Here is a 24,132-nt window from a genome sequence, read left to right on the forward strand (position 1 = left end):
TGTATTTTTGCAGTGTGGGTGACTGTGGATAATATGAATTTCTGTAATTTTGCACTTATGAATTCTGAAACGCTGACTCTTGAAGAACTTACCTCGCGTCTGGGTGCGGTGCTGGCCTCCGAACCGTCGCTGCGCAATGTCTGGGTCACGGCCGAGACCTCTGACGTGCGCCGTGCCATGCATTGTTATCTCGAACTGGTCCAGAAAAATCCGTCGACCGGTGAGCCGGTAGCCCGGATGCGCGCCACTGTCTGGCGCTCGGCTCTTGCCAGGATTGACGCTGATTTCGCAGCCGCTACCGGCAGCCGTCTTGCAAGCGGCATGAAAGTCAGAGTCCTTGTTTCGGTCAACTACCATCCCTCCTACGGGATTTCGCTCAATATCACAGATATAGATCCGGCCTACACTATGGGCGATCTGATGCGTCTGCGTCTCGAAATCCTCTCACGGCTCCAGAAAGAGGGAGTTCTGGAACTGAACCGTGAATTGCAGTGGCCCGATGTGCCTTCGCGTATCGCTGTGATTTCCGCCCCCGGAGCGGCCGGCTACGGCGATTTCATCCATCAGCTCTACACCAACCGCCGTCATCTGCGTTTTGCCACCCGCCTTTATCCGGCGCTGATGCAGGGGCGTGAGGCTCCCTACACTATAATCGAGGCTCTTGAACAGATAGCTGCCGACGAGGAAATGTGGGATGGGGTGGTGATCATACGCGGCGGCGGAGCCACGAGCGATCTTGCCGCGTTTGAAAACTATGATCTTGCCGCCAACATTGCCCAGTTCCCGCTGCCGGTCATTATAGGGATAGGGCATGAACGCGATGTCACGGTGCTTGACTATGTTGCCAACATGCGTGTCAAGACCCCCACAGCAGCCGCCGAATGGCTGATTGGCCGTGGCGCAGAAGCCCTTGATCGTCTCGATCAGCTTGCCTCGGAGATCCATCACACAGCTTCAGCCATGCTCAGCGGAGCCCGTGAGCAGCTTTCATACATTTCAGCGACTTTGCCGCACCTCCCGGCTACAGCTCTCAAAAATTCATCGCGGCGGCTCGACCGCTATGCGATGGCTCTTTCAGAAACCGTCCGCGGACGTCTGCGTCCGCGCATCTCGCAGCTCGATATGATCTCGGAGCGGATTCCAGCTCTTGCACGGGCGGCTGTCGACCGACAGAAATCGCGCCTTGAGTCAGCCGGCCGGCTCATTGATGTGCTCTCGCCCCTGGCCACTCTTCGCCGCGGCTATTCCATCACCCGTGTCAACGGCCGTGCAGTGACATCGGTTGCCGATATCGCGCCGGGCGTAAGGATCGAGACCACTCTCGCCGACGGTACTGTAGGTTCTGTAGCTGACACCCTCTAAACATTCTTTAAGCTCATTTAAGACACTCTGCTGCAACTCCCTTTCTTAAGGGTTGTTATAAAGATGTGAGAAAAAACATAACAAACAACCTTTAAAGCTTAATGAATTATGGAATCAATGCAGCAGAACATAGCCGACAAGGCGGGCCAGGTGTCCGCTCAGGCTGCCAAAGTCAGCGCGGAAGCCGCTGAAGTCGCCGCCAAAGCCCAGTATAAAGCCGATAAGGCTGAAATTAAAGCTACTGCAGCTGAAGCTCAGGCAAACGCAAAAGAAAAACTTGCTGAAGCCAAGGAAAACCTTGCCGACAAGATTGCAGACGCCAAAGAGACATTGGCAGATAAACTTGACGATATTAAAGAAAAATCATCTCCGCTGATCGACAAGATCAAATCAGGAGCTGCCAGCGCGCTCAATTCGATAGCCGATACTGCATCGAATCTGGCCGATAAACTCGACTGAGATCCCCCTAATATCATAAATCCAACACATTTACAAATTCCCCCGGTCCTCTCGCGTGACGTGTTGCTCTTTCTACCACCGCAACCCGCGCCTGACCGGGGTTTCTTTGTGGGATGCTATAAGAGCCCGTTTCCCGGTGTCGTTGACATCGGTGTGAACGGGCTCTTGCTGTTTTTTCTAAACGGGGGTATGAAACACCCGCTATGATTGCTCAGTCTGGGCCTTTTCCACCCGGATCAGATCAAGGCGTGTGGCCGACCGTCCGAGGATTGTAAATTTCAGATCATCGATCTCAATGGTGTCGCCCTGTGCCGGGAGAGTTCCGGTCGAGTTGATCAGATAGCCGGCAAGGGTCTGGTACTCGTCATCTTCAGGAATGTCAAGACGGAAATCGTCACGGAGAGTGCGCACTTCTATGCGGCCTGAGAATTCAAACACTCCGGGAGCTACCTCAGATGCCGTCAGCCGTGTCTTGTCATGTTCGTCCTGGATATCCCCGAAGATTTCCTCCACAAGGTCTTCGAGAGTGACAAGGCCCGCGGTGCCTCCGAATTCATCGACTACTACCGCCATCGAGCGCTTTTCGCTCAGCAGACGCCGCATCATGGTGTTGGCCAGAAGGGTCTCAGGGGCATAGAGCACCTCCTTGATATGTTCCTTCCAGTCACTCGTCGGATCGAAGAGTTCCGACACATGCACATAGCCCACCACATTGTCGATGTCATCGCGATAGACCAGGATCTTGCTGCGGCCTGACGAGGTGAAGAGCTCCGAAAGCTCATCGCGCGAGGTGGAGTCGATGTCCACCGCCACAAGTTCGTTGCGGGGAGCCATGCAGTCGCGCAGCTGTGTGGTCGAGAAGTCGAGAGCGTTGTGGAAAATCTTTACCTCGTTATCAACCTCCACTTCCTCAGGATTTTCCAGATCGTCGATCTTGGTGTCGAGATAATCGTTGAGTTCATTGATGGAGAGCACTCCGAGACGGGTGTCCTCGGCCTTGATCCCTGCCATGCGCATGAGCATTTTTGAAAGCCATGAAGTGAACCAGGAAATCGGGTAAAGCACTATGTAGAAAAAGTAGACCGGAAGAGCCGATACCTTCAGCGAGGTGTTCGGATTGATGCGGAACACGGATTTCGGCAGAAATTCACCGGTGAAGAGTATGACAAGGGTCGAGATAATGGTCTGGAGAATAAGAATGACAGCCTGATTGTCCGAAATGTGTTCGGCTATCCAAGGCTCGAGCAGAGCGGCCGCCCCCATGCCGTAGATCACGAGCATGATATTGTTGCCCACAAGGATGGTCGAGATGAAAAAGTCCTGATGTGAATAGTAGCGGCCTATTATCCGGTTGATGATGCCTCCACGGCTGGTGTCGAGACCGATGCGGACACGGTCGGCTGAAATATAGGCGATCTCCACTCCTGAAAACAGGGCGGAGAAGCAGAGAGAGATCAGTGCGAGTATAATCCAGGCGGTGAGTGTCATTGGCTTGCGGTTTAGAAGCGGGTTGTCTGTGTCTGGAGGCTTTCAGACGTGCTTGCGGATACCTTTTGTTGTGGCGGCTGCTGGATTTGCATCTTCGGTGCCGCGGTGTTTCTGTCAGGCTTGGCTCCGGACGGGCGTGAGGCTGCCGGCAGAGTATCAGCCGCAGGCTGTGGAACTTTCGGGCTCTGAGCAGATGAGTTACCGCCCGGAGTGAAGGCTCCGGCCGGAAAGATGCCTGAAACGCGGCGGATGGTGTAGCGCGTCAGGTTCTGGTTTGAGTCAAAGCCATAGCCTTCAAGCACCTTGTCGGGGCGCTCGATGTGGATGAACGAATCTGAGTAGAGTTTTTCCTGACGCTGGTCCCAGAATAGCTGGTTGGTCTGGAATTTTTCGTTCATGACATTGGTCAGGCTGACGTTTCCGTCAAGCCGCCAGAGTTGCTTGTTCTTGAAATATGTGGCCGAATCGGCTGTGACAGTGGCCTCGATTCGGAAAAAGTTGTCGTAGCGCTCAAGTCTCAGCCCCTCAGGAAAACGCCAGAACGGTTCCGGAGTCTCGTCATAGACATACCATATCGGGGTCACGATGCGATAACGCGTCACTCCTGAGTCAGAGATGAGGGTTTCGACGTCGCGGGTGAGCATTGTCGGTGTGTGGGTCGGATCGACAGAGCCGGTGGCCACAGGGTCGCTGTCTTTGCATCCGCTGACAACAAACGAGGCTCCGGTGATGGTCGCGAGGATCAAGGCTGGAAGCAGGCGCAGGCGGGTGACGGTTGAGGTCGTCATGGTGTGGCTGTAGGGTTGGTGTGATTCGGCCTTTTGGGGCTTGAGGGATCAGTGGTGGTGAGGCCCGGCGGTCTTTAACGGAGCTTGGGCTGGAAGAACCAAAGGCCGTTGAAGTTTATGCCGAGTGTGATGTTGAAATACTGTTCGGTCAGCAGTGCGTTTGGGGTCGACTGGCGGTGGTGATATTCAAAACCGAGATTGATGACGTTTTTTGATTTTACGGTCGGGAAACCGAAGCCGCATGAGAATCCGTAGTCACGCACATTATTATAGGTGTCTTTGCTCTTTACCATGACATAGTCGCGGTTGTAAAATCCGCCTGCACGGTAAGTGATGCGCTTGAAATAGCCTCCGTGGGGATTGGGGATGTAGCTAACACCGGCTCCGATGCGCCAGCGGTTGTCAAATTTGGTCGACGAAAAGTCTTCTATTTCGGTGAATTTGGCTTTGGCCCAGTTCTGGTAGGTGAAGTCGACTTCGGCCTGGAACTGTTTGTTCCATTCGTAGTTGATGCCCACGCCCCAGGTGTCGGCTATCGAAAATTTGTTGCGGAGGCTTGTCGAGGCCACTGTGTCGGGCTTGCTGTCTTGCGAGGTGTCATATTTGAGCACATAGGTCTTGCCGAGGAGGGTCTTGCCGGGCGAATACGTAACGCCGAGAGTCAGGTCGTTCTTGCGCGAAAGGTTGAGAGTGTACTGCATACCGAACTGGAAGTGGAAATCCTGGACTTCCATCACCTGCTCGAAGAGCGATGAGGTTGAACCTACGGCATAGACGTCGTTGAACGTGTTGCCGAAAAGATAGCTCGCGTTGAAACCCACGGTGAAGTTTTTGAACGGTCTGACACCGGCTCCGAGGTAGAGCTGGTTGATGCCGCCGGTGCCCTGGTGAGTGGCCACACCGTTTTCAATGTCAGATCCGAAGGCATAGCCCACCGATGAGTAGGGCAGTATGCCGGCGCTCACGCCGATATAGCTTGTGACGGGAAACTGCATTGTGACATATTCGAGTCCGCCTCCCCAGTCCTTGGAGCTGCCGGTGTTGTCCTTGCGCCAGTACATGGAGACATCGGTTCCCATGTCGAAAAGGAATGTCAGAGAGTCAATGGCGGCATATGATGCCGGGTTCATGACATTGATCTGCCTTCCGGAACGCATGGCATAGCCCACTCCGCCCATCTGGCGCTGTGCGGAAGTGGCATTGTCGCCAAGAAGGCCATAGCCGAATTTTGAGTATGGACTTGTGGTCTGGGCCAGCGCGGCGGGGGCTGCGGTCATGGCCATGACGGCGAGGAGGAGAAATGGCTTAATTTTCATTGTAAAGCAAAATTCTGTTTAAACCTTTGCTGGCGAGATGTTCGTCTGGGAGAACATCGAAGTCGCACAGAGAAGCGAGATGATGGCCACAGCCTCCGCCGAGCACTATCACGGTGTCTTTCGGCAGGCGGCTGCGATAATATCCTATTGATGCTACGACGCTGTAGACAGCACCGAGCGTTATGGCCTCAACGGTGTCGCGGCCTATCACCTTGTCGCGCAGCTCCGGCATGTGTTCCGGAAACGGCACGAGGGGCAGGCGTGCGGTGAACTGGTTGAGGGCTTTGAATTCCATGTTGATGCCGGGGGCTATGTTGCCGCCGCGGTAGGTGCCGGTGGAGTCTACGTAGTCGTAGGTCACGGCGGTGCCGGCGTCGACCACGAGGATGTCGCGTCCGGGAAAATCGCTCCAGGCTCCTACGGCCGATGCTATGCGGTCAACTCCGAGTGTCTGCGGAGTCGCATAGTCGAGTTTGATGGGCAGAGGGGTGGAGGGTGACAGGCGGTAGACACAGCGCGCCAGATGGCTGAGTTTGTTGATGACAGGGCCGTTGTTCTGAACCACAGAACAATAGATGGCCCCTTTGAGGCGGCGCCCACCTACGAATTCTTCGACGGACGAGGGTGTGAGACGTGTGTCGATGACGGTGTCAACGAGCTCTTTATCCTCCCAGAGCGAGATCTTCGCTTCGGTGTTGCCTTGATCAATTGTCAGATATTGCGACATTCAGTGACGGTGGCTTTTTCTATTTGCGTGGCAAAATTACTAATAATGTGGCAATTTCACGGCCATCATACGGCTATTTTTGCACTTGCCTTCTTCCGGAGTGCCGGATAAGGCGGGTGTTTTAACGTTTATTATCAGCTTTCTGCCTTGGAATCATGACGGATGTGTAGATGGTCAGCAGTCCGCCGGCGAGAGTGAAGGCCAGCCAGTCTGTCTTTCCGGCTGACGGTATGAACATGAAGACTGCCCCGGCAAGGAAAATCAGGGCAGTCCAGACTTCCACCCGTATGAGGCGGCGCAGACGCAGGGGGGCGTCCTTGACTTTCGGGGCCACAAAGCGTCCGGCAAGCAGTATGAGAGAGCCTGCGGCGTAGAGATAGCGTCCCCACTGGGTGGCCATGTGGAGAAGGGGGAAGAGTGCGGCTGCCATGATGGCGAGGAGCCCGGCAGTGACCATTATGTTGGAGGCTGATGTTCTGTCCATTAGCTGAATTGATGAGTTGTGTGGGAGGTTGGTGTGGGTGAGAGAGGAGGGGGGTTATTCGAAGATATAGACATCTTCATCGGGGTGCTGCATGTGGTATTGCTCGCGGACTATGCGCTCCATTGTCTCTTTGTCGGTGTCAAGGGAGTGGTTGAGGTCGCGGTAATAGTTGAGGGTGTCAGTAGCTTCGCTGATGCTGGCTTCGAGTTCGGTGATGCGGCGTTCCTGCTCTACCGTGCGCAGCAGGGAGTTTTCATTGAAGAAGAGCACGAGAGAGCCTATCACCAGTGAGGCGAGAAGTGTCAGAGAGAGATAACGTTTGCACCAGGCGTAGAAATTGCTCATGTCAAAAAGTAAAGTGTGATGAGAGACTGGAGTTTCCGCATGTCAGGCTGATGCGGTTACGGTAATCACAAAGCCTGCGGCATAGATGAGCATCAGCACCGCGGTCATGCCTAAGAGCGGGTTGAGCCGGGCACCGCTGAGATGCGTGAGTCTGAAATAGAGTACGGTGTGGCCGCAGAGGTAGAGGGCCGGGACTATCCACCAGCCGGGACCGGCTGCAAGCCAGGGCGGCAGGGTAAGGATCAGGGCCAGAATGCCGTTGGCGAGATAGATGGCTGACATGGCGCGGAGGCCGAGGCGCACGGCAAGAGTGCGCTTGCCTACCGCACGGTCATCCTCTATGTCGCGGTAGTTGTTGACTATCAGTACGTTTGCGCCCATCAGTCCGATTCCGGCCGCTGCGGCTGCCAGCCACCATCCGAACGGACCGCCCATGAGCATGTAAGTCAGGGTGACGGGGATGATGCCGAAGAAACAGATTACCGCCACCTCTCCGAATCCGTGGTGGGAGAGCGGGTAAGGTCCGGCGCTGTAGGCCATGACACCGAGAGCCGTGGCGATGCCCACGAGATACATCCACCAGCTGCCGTAGAGCCATACGAGTATGCAGCCCGCAAGGCAGGCGCAGGCAAGCGTGGCGAATGTGGCCCGCTTCATGGCTCCGGGAGTGATGTCGCCTTCGGTGACTCCGCGGCGCGGACCCTGACGGCCTGCGCGGTCAAGGCCGCCCTTGAAATCATAATATTCGTTGGCGAAATTCGATGCTATCTGGGCCAGGAGTGCAAAGAGCAGGCAGAGCAGCGCGGGGACAAGACTGAAACGCCATGAGAGGAGTCCGAGTCCGGCGGCATAGATCACCCCGGCGAGCGACACCGGGAGTGTGCGCAGGCGCATGGCTTCGATCCAGCAGGCGGTTTTTGATCTCTTGGTCGCGCTCATCTGTAGCAGGTCTGTCTGTGGTTCCGGGTTAAGCGTTGAGTTCGTCGAATTTTGCTGCGATTGCTTTTGCGATTGCTTCCATTTCCTCTGCCGGGAGCTCCACTTTATGGCTGAAGTCCATATCGGCCTCGGTGTTGATAGGAATAAGGTGGATATGGGTGTGGGGCACTTCCAGACCTATGACGGCCACGCCGACGCGCTTGCAGGGGACTGCCTCGCGGATGGCTTCGGCCACTCGCTTGGCAAACAGAGTCAGAGCCTGGTAGTCATCGTCGGAGAGATGGAATATGTAGTCGTCTTCCTTTCGGGGAATCACAAGCACATGTCCGGGTGCCACGGGGTTGATGTCAAGAAATGCATAGTGGCGTTCGTCGGCTGCCACGCGGTAGGAGGGAATTTCTCCTGCGGCGATTTTGCTGAAGATTGTTGACATAGCTCTATTTTGATTGAGAGTTTGTGAGGTGGATTAGTAGTTGATTTCTACGATCTCGAACTTCATGAGTCCGGCTGGCACCTTGATCTCGACCACTTCGCCGAGCTTGTGGCCGAGCAGGCCCTGGGCTATCGGGGTGCTTGAACCGATTTTCTTCTCCTTGAGGTTTGCTTCGGAATCGGCCACGATGGTATATTCCATTGTCATGCCGTTGGCGGTATTTTTGATTTTCACACGGTTGAGAATCTGCACTTCCTCGTTGTTGAGCTTGCTTTCGTCGATGATGCGGGCGTTTGCAACGAGGTCTTTGAGCTGCGAAATCTTCATTTCGAGCATGCCCTGTGCTTCTTTAGCGGCGTCATATTCGGAGTTTTCCGAAAGGTCGCCCTTGTCACGGGCTTCTGCGATTGCGGCTGATATACGTGGACGTTCAACTGATTCGAGGAACGCGATTTCTTCCATTTTTTTCTTGTAACCTTCTTTGGTCATGAAAGTTATAGCCATGATTGCTGTGGATTTTTGTTAAAGAGGGAGTTAAAAAATAAAGAATCCCGATGCTTGCGGCTACGAGACCCCTAATGAATATTGTTGATTTTGATATGTACGGTTGCCAATTGTTGACTTCTGCAAAGATAGGGAGAATAATCGGATTGGCCAATCTGACCGGAGGCTATTTAACATTAATTGGCTAATCTCTGCGGGGGTGGTTGCGGGGGTGGTAGGTGAGGATGTCGCTGCGGAGTGTCGAGCGGTCGAGGTGGATGTAGATCTGGGTTGTGGCTATGCTTTCGTGGCCGAGCATCTGCTGTATGGCGCGCAGGTTGGCGCCTCCTTCGAGCAGATGGGTGGCGAAGGAGTGACGCAGGGTGTGGGGCGAGATGGTCTTGCGTATGCCGGCGGCGGCGGCGAGGTCTTTGACTATCTGGAATATGCGCACGCGGGTCATGCGTCCGCCACGGCGGTTCAGAAAGAGTATGTCACGGCTGTCAGGCTTGATGTCAAGATGCATGCGGTCCATCAGATAGTCGCTGATCTCTAAGAGCGATACTTCCGACATGGGTACCATGCGTTCCTTGTTGCCCTTGCCGCGTACTATCAGATAGCCCTCTTGGCCGTAGATCTTCGAGATCTCAAGATTGACAAGTTCGCTGACGCGCAGGCCGCATCCGTAGAGGGTCTCGATGATGGCGCGGTCACGCGAGGCTTCGGCTTTTCCCGGATCGATGGCTCTGATCATCGAGTCGATCTCTTCCTGAGTCAGCACTTCGGGCAGATGGAGTCCGGTTTTGGGTTGTTCGAGCAGTTCGGCGGGGTTGGGGTTGAGATAGTCCTCTATGCTCAGAAAGAAGAAATAGGAGCGGAGGCCTGAGACGATGCGGGCCTGGGAGCGTTCGGCTATGCCTACATCGTGGAGGTCGCCGAGAAATTCGCGCAGGATGTCGATGGTGACATCGCGCAGCGACAGTCCGCCGGCCGTGAGCCATGCATGGAGTTTGTCTATGTCACGGCGATAGGCCTCGCGTGTGTTTTCTGCCATGCCTTTCTCCACGGAGAGATAGGCATCGTAGTCATTTAGTATGCGCTGTATGTCAGTGATGTCACGCATCGGGGTCAGAGTGGGTGTTGACGGTCAGAAATTGATCTCGAAATTCTGCATCGGGAGACCGTGGCGGCTTACGAGCACGGCATATTTTCCGTTGGTGAAAGTCATGATGTGGTCAAGTCCGTCTTTCAGAGTGGCGAGCCGGTGTGAGTCGGCGCGAAGAAGCACGAGTGTGGAGTCTTCAGAAGAAAGCACCCGGCGGCCGGCCTGAAGATTCTCAGCTGAAAGTTCCGGAAGACAGATGAAGAGCCGGCAGGAGCCGGCAGGCAGTGTCAGAGCTTCGGCCGGAGTGATGGGCTGCAGCCGCGAATCGGCCATGTGGATCACCCGGCGCTCCGCTTCAGGCAGGTCAGGCGGAAGGACCAGAGTCTGAGGCTTGCGGTCACAGACTATGCGGAAGAGCATGGCCAGATTGCGCCGGCGGCGGCGACCTGCGGCGAAGTCGCGGATTTTTCCGGTGGAATAGTAGACGCTGCGGCTGTCACGCAGCACCAGGGTGATGAAGCGGAAGGCAAAAGGCGAATGCACCCCGAAGCCACGGCTGCGGCGGGCGCGTCCGAGCGGACGCCAGAGTCTGCGGAGTGTCAGGCGCAGTTTAGCTTTCAGAGGCATCGGTCTCTGCTGTCTGGGTCTCGGATTCCGGCTTCCTGCCGCCTTTGCGCAGCGCTGTGACGATGGCTCCGGCCGCTGCCAGATAGATGAGGAAGACGGCTATGGTGGCCGCTGTGTCAGTGGTGTGGAGCGACTGCGGGTCGAAAGTCATCACGATCTCATGCTTGCCGGCGGGGAGGGGGAGTGCGCGCAACACGTAGTTGACACGGCTCAGTGGCACTTCCTGACCGTCGATCGTGGCCTTCCATCCCCAGGGGAAGTAAACTTCAGAGAATACGGCTACTCCTCCTTTGGCGCTGTTGGCTGTGTAGGTCAGGCGGTTGGGGGCATATGAGGTTTCGATGATTGTGTCGCCGGGCGTTTTTGGAGCCGAGGAGCCGAGTGCTGACTCGAATTTCCTGTCGGCCACGGCTGCCGATGCGGGGTTGATGACCGAGAGAGCCGCCATTTCCTCGTCAGGAGTGCCGACGTAGCTGACACGGTCAACAAACCAGGCGTTGCCGAGAGCCTCCGGGTTGCGCAGCGGCTGTCCCTGCATGTCGACTATGTAGCGGGCGTTGAGCATGTTGAGCACATTCCAGTCGGCATCTGACTCGGTGCCGCGGGTGAAGTTGGCGAGATGGCGGTCAATAATATCCTGATAGCGGGTCAGTTTGGCCGCATGGTAGCCGCCTATCATCTTATGGTAATACGACGGATCGGCGCTGTAGAAGCGGGGGATGTCCATGACGCGGTAGTTCATGCCGGTGTCCTGGAGGATGGTCCGGTCAGCCGGTGTCATTTCAATCGGTGCTCCCGCAGTGAGCTGGCGCGGCACGAAGCTGTCGTGGCTCAGATAGCGCTTGTTGACCGAATAGAGATCGGCGAGGACTATGACACCTATGACTGCCATTGAGATGGCGGCCGAGATGCGGCGGCGGATGTAGAGCATGATCATCACGAAGCCGAGGGCTGTGATGACGAATGAGCGGATGGCGTCTGTTGAGATCAGCCCCTCGCGCAGGCTCTCGATGGCGGAGTAGATGGCCGGATTCTGGAGGCTGAACTGGCGGGCGGTAGCGGCGTCGTAGCCTTGCTGCATGAGCTGTGAGGTGATCATGTTGTCGATGTAGCGGTCATTGTCAGTGATGACGCTTCCGAACATCGAGGGGGCTATGAAGGCTATGGCGCAGATGGCGAGGGTGATGCCGAAACTCCAGATCACCGGGCGGCGGTAGGAGTCGAGACGGCTGCGGTCAGCCACGAGTTGCTGGAGAGCCATGACTGCGAGCAGTGGCATGGTGAACTCGGCTATGACGAGGATGCTCTCCACGGTGCGGAATTTGGAATACATCGGAGCTATCGAGAGCATGATGTCGGTGAAGACCATCGCGTGGCGTCCCCAGGCGAGGACTATGGAAAATACTGTCAGTATGACCAGCGCCCACTTCATTGGGCCGCGGACTATCATGCAGCCAAGAATGAAAAGAGCGAAAATGAGCGCGCCGACATAGACCGGGCCGTTGGTGCCTTCCGGATCGCCAAAATACTGGCTCATGTAGCTTAGATACTGTTCCTGCATGGAATCGATCTTTCCATTGGCTACCATCTCTCTGGCATCGGGCAGGTCTGAGAGACCCAGTGTTGTCATCCGTCCTTTCTCCGGTTTTGCCGAGGCTCCGCCTTTTATGTTCGGGATGAGGAGCGAGAATGTTTCGGATGGCTGATAGCTGTATTGTGTGATGTAGTCCTTGTCAAGACCTGCAGTTGAGTTCGAATTGTCGGTCGCGGGCTGCGACAGTTCGCTGTGGCGTCCGCGCATGGTCTCCTTGGAGTATTCGTAGGTCAGATAAAGGCTTGGCGAGTTGGCAGTAACTGCCAGTCCGGCGGCAATGGCAAGCACTCCGGTGGCTATGCCCCAGCGGCGCATCTCTTTGGCGCGAATGGCGGCGACGAGTTTTGCGATGACTATGGCGAGGATGACGAAGAGGAAGTAGTAGGTCATCTGCACGTGGTTTGATGCTATCTGCATCATGGCGAATACCGCGGCCATAGCGCCGCCTGCAAGGTAGCGTCCGCGGTAGCAGAGTATTATGCCGGCGATTGTAGGCGGGATGTAGGCGAGGGTTACGAATTTCCATATATGGCCCGCGCCGATGATGATTATGAAGTATGACGAAAATCCGTAGGCTATGGCTCCGAGCAGTGCCACATACCAGCGCATTTTCATGACAATCAACAGTATGAAGAAGCCTACCATCATCATGGCCAGGAGCGACGAGGGGGAGGGGAGTCCGAGGCTCATCACCGATCCGATCCAGCTGAAGAGGCGGCTTGAGGGATATGACGGCGAGATCTGGAAGTTGGGCATACCGGAGAAGAGCGAGTTGGTCCAGCGGGATACTTCGCCGGTTGCTTCGGCATAGGCTTTTGCTTCCTGGCCTATGGCGGCGCCCTGCTGCATGTCGTGCTGGCGGAGCTGGTTGCCCTCGGCGGCGTCGGGGTAGAAGAATGCGAATGCTATGCCGGCTATGACTATGATGCCGGCCAGAAATGTGAAGAGAGATTTATAACGGCTGATTATTGACTGCATGAGTTGGGTGTGCGTGGAACGTGGTTGGGTGTTGGTGGATGATTAGAGGTCGTTGTTTTTTTAAACAACCTCTTATTCGGCGGGACGGTGTTCGAGCGGGATTTCTTTTACCGGAGCCGTGGCGCTGACGGTGTCGGCCTGGGCCTTGGCGGTGTCAGCGGGTTCGCTGCTCTGCGCTGTAAGCGAGCCGTCCTGCATGGCGTCATAGTTGGAGAGTTTTTCGCGGAAGGCGCGGGCTATTGAGTCGAAGTCGAGACCGGAGGCTGTCCGGCGGGCTTTCTCGAAGGCCGCACGGGTGTCTTTGGGGTTGACGCTCAGGGCTATGTCATAGACATCGACGTATTTGCGCACGGTCTCCAGCGCGCGTCGTGATTCGCGCTTCGACTGGGCGTCGGAATAGACCTTGACAAAGGCGCTGAGCACCTGCACGGTCTGTTCGGGGGTGAAGTCGTCAACGAAGAGCGACATGCTGTCAGCCATCGCTGATGCCTGCCGGAGATTTCCGGTGGAGAGGGCTTCGGCGAGCTGCGATTTCTGTCCTTCGACTGTTTCGGCGGTGGCTGCGGGAATCTCGGCAGTCTTTTTGCCTCCGCAGGAGGTAACTATGATGGCGCTTGAGGCTATTACGGCCAGGAGGACTATCAGCTTTCTCATTATCGGGCGGGTTGGTTATGTTGCTTGGGATATAAGAGGTTGTCTGAAAACGATCTTTTATTCTATATTATATGTGGTAGAGCACAAAGTTACAAAAAATGTTCCTTACAAAAGTAAAATTTTTGTAAAGAACATTTTCATGGGCTCGAATGGGCTTTAGAGAGCCCATTCGAGCCGGTATGGTTTGAAGAATCCGATGGGTGTCAGCCTTTGATCTCGACGTTCATGCCGGGGCGGTCGAGGCAGTAGCATCGGGTGGCGGTGGCTGCGGGGACGTAGGCGTTGAAGTCACATGCTTTCTGCGGCTCACCCCAAAAGTGCATCGGGAAGAAGTTGTCGACCTTGACTTTCGAGAGAAATATCTGCGCGCCTTTGGCAAAGTCGGTTCCCATGCGGGCGTCGACCGGAAACATGGCGATCTTGATTTCTGGGATCTCTTCGGCTATGCGGTCTACTATGACCTTGAACCGCTCTTCGGCCTTGGCCACTTCGCGTTCGGTCGATTCCTCGCTCCAGTGCCAGTCATTGAGGTCGCCTGCATGGAAGATGACGCTCCCGTCAGTGAGGGTGATGGCGTAACTTACGCCGGTGTCGGTCGATCCGTAGGCTTTGACCTGGGTGATGCCGGGAATGCTGTCGATCACGTCGCCGGCCGACATCCAGGCAACTGAGAGTCCCGTCTTCGGGACGAACTTCGAGAAGATGTCGTTGGCCAGGATGTAGGTGCGCTTGCGGTCCTGGGCCAGTTCGAAGATCGAGGTGTTGAAGTGGTCGGGATGATGGTGCGAGACGAAGAAGAGCACAGGCTTTTCAGGTGAGTCGCGCAGAACTTTTTCAAGTTTTTTGTCAGGATCTTTGTAGTAGTCAAAGATCATTACGGCTCCGGGAGTGGTCAGCGCGAAACCGCTGTGGTCGAGATATGTTACAGTAATCATGTTGTTTGGATGATTTTTGCCAAACGCTGCTGGCAGGGGTTTTACTGCAGATATAACGCCACGGGGCCTCGCCGTGTTCAATGGTCTGTCAGCGGCCGCTGATGAGGATCTTGCTGACGGAGTTGCCCTGGCGGCGGATGTAGATGCCCGGCTGCGGATCTCCGCTGACCGGACGGCCCTGGAGGTCGAAGAGTCTGACGGGCGCTTCGCTGTCAGGGGTGCCGAGCTCAGGAGTGTCGATTCCGGTTGTGGTGGAGGCGCCGAGTGTTATTGAGGCGTTGTTGGGAGTGCCGGCGGGGATTGTCAGCAGGTAGCTGTCGGTCCGGGGTTCATAGAGCAGGGCTGATGAACGGCTCTGATAGGGTTTGCCGTCGATATAGATGCCGTTGTCCGACATGTTGGCGGCATGGATGCGGAGCTGCACACCGCCTTCGCGGATGGCTTGGTTCAGGCCGTCGGCGATGCGGATCTCTGTGATCTCTCCTTCTTCCCATGAGATGTCGACAGTGAAGTTGCCTTCGGCCTTGAGCCCTTTGACAGAGCCAGTGGGCCATGTGGAGGGGAGGGCGGGGAGAATGTCGATGATGCCGGAGTAGCTCTGCAGGAGCATTTCGCCGATCGCGGCCGAGATGCCTGCTCCGCCTTCGATCTGGAAGGTGTGTTTGCAGGTGGTGCGGAGGTCGGGGGTGATACGTTCAGCCATTCCGTAGGCGAGCTGACGCAGGGCGAGGTCACCCTGGAGCGAGCGGGCGTAGCAGCACATTTTCCAAGCTGTGTTCCAAGCGGCGTCTTCACCGCCGTCGGCATCGGCGCGCTTGAGCAGGGCCTTGTAGGAGCCATTGAAGTTAGTGGGGTCGCTGTCATAGGGCGATACCTGGGCCAGGGGGTAGAGACACATCAGGTGGGAGAGATGGCGGTGGGTCGGCTCGGAGGTTAGGGCGCCTTTCCATTCGCACTGTTCGCCGTTGACAATGTCGATGCCGTTGTACATGCGGTCGATGTATGACTGGCAATTGGCGGCTTCAGCTGTCTTGCCGAGGATGACGGCCGCATTGCGGGTGTTGCAGAGGTGCTGGTAGACAAGCTGCTGGGCGTGGACGGCTACCGATGTGCCTCCGGCGAGTTCGGGCGAGTAGTTGTTGGGGATTTCGAGAAGTCCGTCGCCGTCGGTGTCACGCAGATAGCCGAAGTAGAAGCGGGCGGCTCCGTAGAGGGTGTCGAAGAAGTCGGCGAGGAACTGGCGGTCCTGGGTGTAGAGATAGTGCTGCCAGATGTGGGTGCAGTTCCAGGCGGCGGCTTCGGTGTATTCGCCGTTGTAGACGCCTGATGCCCCGAAGGTGTTGGTGGCGAAGTGGTGGGTCCATCCGCCTGTGCCTGCCACGAGTTTGTCGGCATAGCCTTTCCACTGTGTGGCCGCCATCTTTTTGAGGTAGTTGAGGAAGGGCATGTGGGCTGAGGAGATGTTGGTGTTTTCCGCGGCCCAGTAGTTCATCTGGAGGTTGATGTTGGCGTGGAAGTCGCAGTTCCATTGCGGGCTTTGGTTGGCCCAGATGCCCTGGAGGTTGCTTGGGAGGGCGAGATCGCCGCGTGAGGAGGCAAGGTTGAGGTAGCGTCCCATTGCGAAGAGGAGCATGTCGATCATTCGGGTCTGGTCGTCGGAGTCAGCCGCAGTCGGTGTATATGCTTTTTCGTAATGCTGTTTGAGCAGTGAGGTCGGGGCGTTGTTTGTGGCTTCGGCCAGTTCGAAGCGGGCGGCGTTGAAGAGGGGGCTGTATTCAGCTATGTGGTTGTCATACAGGGCCTGCCATCCGAGGGCTGCGGCGCTTTCTACGGTTGAGCGGACGCGCTCGGCAAGACGGTCGTCGCTCTCGCCGGAGTAGAAGGTGGGCGAGTCGATGTCATAGTTTGTGCCTACGCCGAAGACCACGGTGATCTCATCGGCATCGGTCACGCTTACGGTGCTGCCTGAGGTGGTCAGCGAGCCGCCTTTCTGAATCACTTTGAAGGTGAGGTTGAAACGTATCCGGCAGTTGGAGGTGTTGCCTGAGGTTGCAGAGACGAGACCTTCAGAGCCGCTGCCGGCTATGCTTGATTCGAAAGAGTAGTTGAGTTTGACCTCGCCGTTGGTGGTGAAGTGGAGCACTCCGACGTCATTGGCGCGGCTGACGAGATATTCGCGGGTGTAGATTTTTTCTTTTCCGCTTGCTGTCCAGCGGTTCATTGCCGAGGCCACGGCTGTTGTCAGGTCGAGCTGGCGCAGGAAGGTGCTTCCGTGGGCCGGGCTTTCGCCGCCGCGTGTAATCTTGAGTGCGCCGATCGGACAGTAGGTGCCGGTGTTTACATATTTGTGGTCAGGGTCGGGGTTGGAGTCATAGTTAGTTTTCTCGTTTATGAGTATGCCTTCCGACTGGTTGCATTCGGTGGCTATGCCGAGGCGTCCGTTGCCAAGGAGGAAAACATTGCTGTAATTGGCTCCGTAATTGCCTACATCGACGGGGTTTCTGCCATAGCCCTCTTCGTTTGACCAAAGGGTCAGCGGTTCATCAGGGATGTATGACAGAGCATTGGAGCATCCGAGCATGGCTTCGGGGAAGGTTGCGGAAAGCGGGGTGTTCGGTTCTTCATCGGCGGCGAGTTTGCGGACAGTAAGCTCTACGGGAACTCCATTGACTGTGCGGACAGACAGAGTGTAGTAGCCGATGACCGAGAGTGTGATGCCTGCGTTTGTGCCGGGGGTGAGGCGGAGTGTGCGGCTCTGCGAATCAGGTGAGTCTGTGAATGAGGGCTGCTCTGCGATGCCGTAGGTCTGCCCCTCGAAAGAGAGTGCGCCGATTGTGATGTCTTTTTTGTTTCGGTTTAAGGTTCTGTTGCAGGTGAACGTGGCTGATGCTATTCCGCTGTCATCTATGAGGGTGATGTTTTTTGAGTCTATGGTGGTGGTGATGGGTCTTGGGGGGTCGGGGACGAGGAATTCCAGGTCGATCGAGCTCTTGTCGGCCGAGAGAGTGGCGCGGAGCTTGTATTTCTTGCCGGTCTGACCTGTCTGCAATGATCCGGAGGCGTTTTTCTTGAATGTGAAAGTCTGGTTGAGAGGCGACTGGTTGTAGTAGTCTTCCCAGCCTTCCGGATTGTAGGTTGTCCCCTGATATTCCAAGGCCCACAGGTGGCCGTCGGTAATGTTGCCGACATACTGGCTGTTGCCCGTCGGGTATAGGCGGCCGGCTTCGGTAGGATCAACGTCCCAGGTGCCTTGCTTGACGATGATTACGTCTTCTTGCGCAAGCGATGTTGACGAGAGTAGCAATGTGAATAGCAAAAATAGGTAATAGCGTAGAAACATGAGAAGGATTGATTATAATTTAGAGGGTGTTTCATAACAACAGTTAAAAACTTTCGGAGGCGATTGTATTGTCTTTTTGGAAATAGGATATTCAATTTGTAAAAAATTTTAAGTTACCTGAGCCTTGGTGTCTCTTTTGCTAAATTGTTGAAGCTCGTCAGTCGCATAGCTCGCTATGCTTCTTCCTCCCTTGTAACAATTTATCTAAAAGATACACCACTCAGATTTTGACTCTTGTTATGAAACACCCTCTTAAGGTAAGAATGTCAGGCGGGTTGTCGGTTTGCAGTTGAACGAGAGAGGAGGTCAGGTGTAGAGCGGGGAGAGGAGAGAGAGCGGAGAGGTCTGTCAGACCTTGGGATCAGCGGCGGAAACGTTTGAGGAGTCCGTCTTCAAACACGAGGTAGATGCCGTTTTCGTAGAGCCAGACTTCGCGCAGATAGGAATTGTCGGCTCCTCGGTCCACTTCGCGTGGTGCACCGAGGGCAAGGCGGCATTCCTCGCGGGTCATTTCGAGGGCCACGCGGCCGTTGATGATATTTTCCCAGACGGCATCGCTGATGGCGGGATATTTCAGGCGCGGGTCAGTGAAAGAGAAGAATACCGGGAAGGAGCGTGGGGTGTGGCCGCGTGGGCCGGGATGGAGGAAGATACGGGCCGAGTTGCCGAGAAGATCAGTGAAAGAGACCTTGATCGGGTAGATGTCGTTGCCGGGAGTCACGGAGTCGACGCGGATCTCTACAAACTGGCGTCCGCTGACCGAGTTGTCGGCGTCGTCGCGCCAGGTGCGGGTCATGACATAGAGTTTTTTGCCCCGGAGCAGAGAGTCGGCCGAGTTTACCAGGCTCTCCTGGATGGTAAATGGCACATGCAGGTTTTCCTGGTTCATGACTGATGCAAGCGGCCGGTTGATGCGGTAGACGAAGCGGCGTCCGTCAGGGGCAACGAATGTCAGGTCGGTCACAGAAGTGCCGACTATCGAGGGTGATTCATGCACGTCAAGAAACTCGATGGTGCTTCCTCCGAGCGAATCATAGGGCGTGGCGGTTGCTCCGAAGATGAGACGGATTTTGTCGTCTGTGACGAAAAACCTTTTCCCCGGCTTCCACTCCGGGAGGGGGCTGTCGGCCACGTTGGCCAGAAAGGTGTCCTCCGGAGTGGAAACTATGTTTTCGCGCCGCACATCGCGCTCCGAGACTTTAGGTGTGTATTCCACGCCTGTGAAGCAGCTGTGAAGTGCTATGGAGAGTAATGTTGCGGTTATGAAAAGCGGGAGCCGGTTCAGTGGTTTCATCAAGTGTTGGATCCTCGGAGAGGTGTGAATGGGTTCGGTTTATTTAGGCTCGATTCCGAGGTTTTCGAACATGAAAGAATACATGTCGGTGTACTCTTCGAGCACTTTGGCTATGGGTTTGCCCGCTCCGTGGCCGGCCTTTGAGTCGATGCGGATGAGTTTGGGAGCGTCACCGGTGTCGGCGGCCTGGAGGGCGGCGGCATATTTGAAGGAATGGGCGGGCACCACACGGTCGTCATGATCGGCCGTGGTGACAAGGATAGCCGGATAAGGAGTGCCGTCGTTGCGTATGGCGTGGAGGGGCGAGTAGTCAAGGAGATATTTTGCCATTTCGGGCGAGTCGGCGCTTGTGCCGTAGTCCGAAGCCCAGTTCCAGCCGATGGTGAAGAGGTGGTAGCGCATCATGTCCATCACGCCTACACGGGGAATGGCTACCTTGAAGAGGTCGGGGCGCATGTTGACTGAGGCTCCCACGAGAAGACCGCCATTGCTGCCGCCTTCTATGGTGAGGAAGTCAGGAGATGTCCAGCCTTCCTTGACGAGATATTCGGCTGCTGCGATGAAGTCGTTGAACACGTTGAGCTTGTTCATCTTGGTTCCGGCCTGATGCCATTCCTCTCCGTATTCCGAGCCGCCGCGCAGGTTGGCCTGGGCGTAGATCACGCCGTTTTCGAGGAGGAAGAGGCGGTTGGCCGAGAAGCCGGGAGTCAGCGAGACGTTGAAGCCTCCGTAGCCATAGAGATAGACGGGATTCTTGCCGTTGCGCTCAAGGCCTTTCTTGTAGGTGAGGAACATGGGGACTTTTGTGCCGTCAGCCGAGGGATAGAACACCTGTTCTGTGACGTATTCGCCCAGGTCCACGCCGTTGATCTCGGCCTGGAAGATGAGTTTGCTTTCGCCGGTTGCCATGTCATAGGCATACTGTGCGGCGGGAGCTGTGAATGACGAGAAGCTGTAGTAGACTTCGCCCGGATGCTTGCGCTCGGTGTAGACTGATACCGAGCCGTAGCCGGGAAGCTTTACGTCTGCCTCCTTCTTGCCGTTCATGTCATAGATGGCCACCTGGTTGGCAGCGTCTTTTTCATAGGTGAGGAAGAGTTTGTCGCCTGAGAACTGCGCGCCGGTGAGCACTCCGTCGGCTTCGGGGACGAGCTCTTTCCAGTTTTCAACAGACGGGTTGGCGAGATCGGCCACCATGAGGCGGTTTTTGGGAGCGCCGTAGGAGGTTACGATGTAGATTTTGTTGTCGATGACGTCGATGACACTATTGTTGTAGTCCTGAGAGGGGAGCATGTCGGTCCAGACACCGTTTTTGCGCACTTTAAGCGCATCGCCCACACCGGCACCTCCGATGTGAACGAAGGTCACAGGCTGCGATTCGGCCACCTGTGCTCTGTGGAAGTGGAATGGGTGCTGCGGGTCGCTGAACGCTATGGTGTCTTCGCTTTGGGGAGTGCCGAGCTTGTGATAGTAGACGAGGTGGTTCTGGTTGGCGTTGGAGAATTCCTTTCCTTCTTCCGGCACGGGGTAGGCGCTGTAGTAGAAGCCGTCACCGTCCCAGGAAGCATCGGTGAACTTGCCCCAGAGTATGTGGTCAGGAAGGAGTTCTTTGGTCTTTGTGTCCATCACGAAGATTTCGGTCCAGTCTGAGCCGCTGCGGCTGATGGTGTAGGCTGTGTATTTGCCGTCTTTTGACTGGAAGACTCCTGTGAGGGCCACTGTGCCGTCATCGCTCAGGGTATTGGGGTCGAGGAAGACTTCGCGCTCGGTGCTGTCAACGGTGGGTTTGCGGTAGAGCACCGACTGGTTCTTCAGGCCGTCGTTTTCGAAGAAATAGAACATGCCGTCGTTTTCCCGATAGGTCATGCCGCGCTTGACGTAGTTGTTGAGTTCGGTCAGGCGGGAGTTGATTTTCGAACGGAATGGGATTTTCGAGAGGTAGTCTTCGGTCACCTTGTTCTCGGCTTCGACCCAGCGGAGGGTTTCGGCTGCGGTGTCGTTTTCGAGCGGACGGTAGGGATCAGGTACTGTCATGCCGAAGATCGTGTCGACTGTGTTGTCAGACGGGGCTGCCGGATAAGCGAGCTGTTTCTGATTGGAGCATCCGGCCAATGTGCCTAAAGCCAAGGTTGTCATAGTGGCGTAAGCTAAATTACGGGAAAGTGACATGGTGCTTTGGGGAGATAATGATTTGATTGAAAAAATGAGGCTTCTTGTATAGCCTTTCCGCAAAAGTACGACTTAATTTTTAATCTTACACCCTACATTTGACTTTTTTAGAGGGTGTTTCATAACAATAGTTAAAATCTGAGCGAGAGATTTGAGATGGATATGGCTCTGAGTTGAAGGAGCATAGCGAGCTATGTGGTTGAAATGAAGAGTCATAGCCACTCAAAGCTTTCGGAGGCGATTGTATTGTCTTTTTGTAAATGGAATATTCCATTTGTGTAAATTTTTAAGTTACTTAAGCCTTGGTGTCTCTTTTGCTAAATTGTTGAAGCTCGTCAGTCGCATAGCTCGCTATGCTTCTTCCTCCCTTGCAACAATTTATCTAAAAGATCACCACTCAGATTTTAACTCTTGTTATGAAACACCCTCTTACCTTTGCAACATCATTGTTGCGAAAGCCCCGAAAGGGGAACAATGACAATTCGCCCGGCAGCTTGTCGGACGTTTTCTTTTTTTGTGTGAGTGGTTACTCACACAAAAAAAAGCGACCCCGGAAATGTGACTTTCGGGGTCGCTTCGTGTATTTTTTCGTGTGTCCTTTCGATAATTGCTTGATTATCAGACGGTGTTGCGGTGGGGACGAGTCTGAACGCTTTGTTCTGTCCTCTGACAGTGACGTTCAATGTTCCTCGGAGTGAGGAGGGGTATCACTCCGCACTAGACGATTACCAGATTTCTCGGCGATCGTTGTTGTGGTCGGGGTGATACATGAGAGCTGCTGATTCGCAATACCACTCGATGGCTTTTTTTACCATTTTTGTTACTTTCATAATGTGTTCATTTTAAAAGTTTAACATACATGGGTTAATTGATTGTGGAATGCGCGGTGAGGTGGCGCTTCCGAAAAAACTCTGCTTCAGAGCGATCTTTCTACTTGGTCTCTTCGTTGATACGGATGGTACAGTCACCGGTGACACGGAAACTGTCACTTGAGCCGAGTGAGCGGAAGATGTTGTTGACATCTGCTCTGAGAACCTTAAGCATGTTGGTCATAGTTGCAGAAATTTAAATTGAACCTAAAAACAATCTTAAAATATAGTTGCTCTAATTTATTTATTCTGTGCGTCCTCTTGAGAGGCGCTTCTGTACTATATACGCTTAAACCCGGTGCAAAGTTAGATTAAATTTCTGAATTTATGCTATAAAAATATGTTGTTTAACATAAAATCGGGCTAAAAAGGTGCTCTGTCAGCTGATTTGCAAATGTTAATTAACAATGTTAAGTAATCTTAAAATCGCTGATTCGCTATTTTCCGGCGGGAAATCCGGAGGTGACGGAGGCTACGAAACTTGAATCAGCAGGGTTGAGGGTGACGAGCAGACCCTCCACACCGTCGAGCCGTTCGAGCATGGCGAGTGCCTCGCGGGAGTTCATGGCCATGCATGAGGTGGCATAGGCATCGGCAAGCATGGCATTGGGAGCTATCACGGTGGCGGAGAGCAGATCTGTGTGGGCCGGACTGCCGCTGACCGGACTTATAGTGTGCCAGATTCGCCCTGCCGATGTGGTCTTGAAGTTGCGGTAGTTGCCTGAGGTGGCGATTCCGGCGTCAGAGAGAGAGATGACAGTCATGCGCTCATGGACAACGGCGCTATCGTTTTCAACCGGGGCGTCGACCATGATGTGCCACTTGTCACCGCGCGGATTTTTACCGGCGAGTGCGATCTCGCCTCCGATTTCGACCATATAGTCGGTGCAGCCGTTGCGCCGCAGCATCTCGCCTACAAGGTCACAGCCGTAGCCCTTGGTGATGGCCGAGAAGTTGAATTCGGTCTGCGGTGACTTCTTGCGGATGTGGCCTGCGGAGTCGATGGCGCAGGCCGCGATGCCGACCAGGGGCATAATGCTGTCAATGGCCTGCTGCGAGGGCTCAATGCCTGTCTTGCGGTAGCCGAAGCCCCAGAGGTTGACAAGCGGGGCCACAGTAGGGTCGAATGCGCCGGAACTTTCGGCGTTGACCCGGACAGAGGCAAGGAATATGCGCCTGAGCATGGAGTCGGCGGTAAGGTCTTCGCCTCGGTTGATGCGCGAGATCAGAGAGCTGTCGCAGAAGGGCGAGAGCGATAGCTCAACCCGGCGCATCACGGCTATGACCGAATCCTGCAGATCGCGGTCGGCGCAGTAGCTTATATTATAGGTGGTGTTCCACACTCCTCCCTGAAGTGTGCGGTAGGATTTCCCTCCCTGACAACTTGCAAGGCTGAGTATGACGGATACAATCGGGAGTATGACGGCGCAGTAGCGGCTTATGGTTTTCATGAATAAGTGGTAAATTTTCTTCAAAATTACAAAGAATCTAAAAATAATCAATAAATTTGTCTTCCCCGTGTGTTTCTCAATAGCCGGATATAATCATCAATACATAATATATAATATAAGAGGGTGTTTCATAACAAGAGTTAAAATCTGAGTGGTGTATCTTTTAGAGCTTGTTTAAAAACAAATGTGAATAATAAATAAGCATCAGTCAATATTTCAGGCATTTATGCTTTGGTGATTGTTTAAATAAATGAATAACCAGAAACAAAACCAAAGAATTATGTATCTGACA

At 54.8% G+C, this 24,132-nt stretch carries 20 protein-coding genes; 2 read left to right on the plus strand and 18 right to left on the minus strand.

Annotated elements, in window-relative coordinates:
* The first annotated feature begins 57 nt into the window (after window positions 1–57).
* Window positions 58–1,362, plus strand: a complete 1,305-nt coding sequence (gene xseA / locus C5O23_RS08315; protein WP_161553575.1) for an exodeoxyribonuclease VII large subunit — start codon at window positions 58–60, stop codon at window positions 1,360–1,362.
* A gap of 108 nt (window positions 1,363–1,470) precedes the next feature.
* Window positions 1,471–1,821, plus strand: a complete 351-nt coding sequence (locus C5O23_RS08320; RefSeq protein ID WP_107032487.1) for a hypothetical protein — start codon at window positions 1,471–1,473, stop codon at window positions 1,819–1,821.
* 201 nt (window positions 1,822–2,022) lie between these two features.
* On the opposite strand, the gene C5O23_RS08325 is transcribed toward C5O23_RS08320, so the two are convergent.
* The 18 genes from C5O23_RS08325 to C5O23_RS08410 form a co-directional block, all read right to left on the minus strand.
* A complete protein-coding gene (locus C5O23_RS08325) occupies window positions 2,023–3,309 on the minus strand; it encodes a hemolysin family protein (protein ID WP_107032488.1) in 1,287 nt (428 codons plus the stop codon).
* An 11-nt stretch (window positions 3,310–3,320) separates the two neighbouring features.
* Complete coding sequence (gene lptC / locus C5O23_RS08330; RefSeq protein ID WP_107032489.1) at window positions 3,321–4,097, minus strand: LPS export ABC transporter periplasmic protein LptC; 777 nt, start codon at window positions 4,095–4,097, stop codon at window positions 3,321–3,323.
* Window positions 4,098–4,171: 74 nt separating this feature from the next.
* Window positions 4,172–5,413, minus strand: a complete 1,242-nt coding sequence (locus tag C5O23_RS08335; RefSeq protein ID WP_133166530.1) for a hypothetical protein — start codon at window positions 5,411–5,413, stop codon at window positions 4,172–4,174.
* The gene (locus C5O23_RS08340) at window positions 5,403–6,140 is read right to left on the minus strand and encodes a type III pantothenate kinase (protein WP_107032491.1); all 738 of its coding nucleotides are present in this window, start codon (window positions 6,138–6,140) and stop codon (window positions 5,403–5,405) included. The genes C5O23_RS08335 and C5O23_RS08340 overlap by 11 nt, the downstream gene beginning before the upstream one ends.
* A gap of 121 nt (window positions 6,141–6,261) precedes the next feature.
* The gene (locus C5O23_RS08345; RefSeq protein WP_107032492.1) at window positions 6,262–6,624 is read right to left on the minus strand and encodes a hypothetical protein; all 363 of its coding nucleotides are present in this window, start codon (window positions 6,622–6,624) and stop codon (window positions 6,262–6,264) included.
* A 54-nt stretch (window positions 6,625–6,678) separates the two neighbouring features.
* Complete coding sequence (locus tag C5O23_RS08350) at window positions 6,679–6,969, minus strand: FtsB family cell division protein (protein WP_107032493.1); 291 nt, start codon at window positions 6,967–6,969, stop codon at window positions 6,679–6,681.
* Window positions 6,970–7,011: 42 nt separating this feature from the next.
* Window positions 7,012–7,908 carry a 1,4-dihydroxy-2-naphthoate octaprenyltransferase gene (menA, locus tag C5O23_RS08355; protein ID WP_107032494.1) on the minus strand — a complete coding sequence of 299 codons (897 nt, stop codon included), beginning with the start codon at window positions 7,906–7,908 and terminating at the stop codon, window positions 7,012–7,014.
* A 28-nt stretch (window positions 7,909–7,936) separates the two neighbouring features.
* Window positions 7,937–8,341, minus strand: a complete 405-nt coding sequence (locus C5O23_RS08360) for an HIT family protein (protein ID WP_107032495.1) — start codon at window positions 8,339–8,341, stop codon at window positions 7,937–7,939.
* Window positions 8,342–8,374: 33 nt separating this feature from the next.
* Window positions 8,375–8,845 carry a transcription elongation factor GreA gene (gene greA / locus C5O23_RS08365; RefSeq protein ID WP_107032496.1) on the minus strand — a complete coding sequence of 157 codons (471 nt, stop codon included), beginning with the start codon at window positions 8,843–8,845 and terminating at the stop codon, window positions 8,375–8,377.
* A 184-nt stretch (window positions 8,846–9,029) separates the two neighbouring features.
* Entirely contained in the window at window positions 9,030–9,947 is a 918-nt protein-coding gene (xerD, locus tag C5O23_RS08370; RefSeq protein WP_107032497.1) for a site-specific tyrosine recombinase XerD, read from the minus strand.
* 24 nt (window positions 9,948–9,971) lie between these two features.
* Window positions 9,972–10,556, minus strand: coding sequence for a hypothetical protein (locus C5O23_RS08375; RefSeq protein WP_107032498.1), 585 nt, complete (start codon window positions 10,554–10,556; stop codon window positions 9,972–9,974).
* Window positions 10,540–13,128 (minus strand): YfhO family protein, encoded by a 2,589-nt coding sequence (locus tag C5O23_RS08380; RefSeq protein ID WP_107032499.1) that lies wholly within the window; start codon window positions 13,126–13,128, stop codon window positions 10,540–10,542. The genes C5O23_RS08375 and C5O23_RS08380 overlap by 17 nt, the downstream gene beginning before the upstream one ends.
* A 72-nt stretch (window positions 13,129–13,200) precedes the next feature.
* A complete protein-coding gene (locus C5O23_RS08385) occupies window positions 13,201–13,782 on the minus strand; it encodes a hypothetical protein (RefSeq protein ID WP_107032500.1) in 582 nt (193 codons plus the stop codon).
* Window positions 13,783–13,985: 203 nt separating this feature from the next.
* Entirely contained in the window at window positions 13,986–14,717 is a 732-nt protein-coding gene (locus C5O23_RS08390; protein WP_107032501.1) for an MBL fold metallo-hydrolase, read from the minus strand.
* An 88-nt stretch (window positions 14,718–14,805) separates the two neighbouring features.
* Window positions 14,806–18,057: a glycosyl hydrolase family 95 catalytic domain-containing protein gene (locus C5O23_RS08395; RefSeq protein WP_107032502.1), complete on the minus strand. Its 3,252-nt coding sequence runs from the start codon at window positions 18,055–18,057 to the stop codon at window positions 14,806–14,808.
* Window positions 18,058–18,418: 361 nt separating this feature from the next.
* Window positions 18,419–19,351: a hypothetical protein gene (locus C5O23_RS08400; protein WP_107032503.1), complete on the minus strand. Its 933-nt coding sequence runs from the start codon at window positions 19,349–19,351 to the stop codon at window positions 18,419–18,421.
* 39 nt (window positions 19,352–19,390) lie between these two features.
* Complete coding sequence (locus tag C5O23_RS08405; RefSeq protein WP_369809740.1) at window positions 19,391–21,520, minus strand: prolyl oligopeptidase family serine peptidase; 2,130 nt, start codon at window positions 21,518–21,520, stop codon at window positions 19,391–19,393.
* 1,306 nt (window positions 21,521–22,826) lie between these two features.
* Entirely contained in the window at window positions 22,827–23,840 is a 1,014-nt protein-coding gene (locus C5O23_RS08410) for an FAD:protein FMN transferase (RefSeq protein WP_107032504.1), read from the minus strand.
* Window positions 23,841–24,132 lie beyond the last annotated feature (292 nt).

It is taken from the genome of Duncaniella muris, from assembly GCF_003024805.1.
GTDB classification, from domain to species: Bacteria; Bacteroidota; Bacteroidia; order Bacteroidales; family Muribaculaceae; genus Duncaniella; species Duncaniella muris.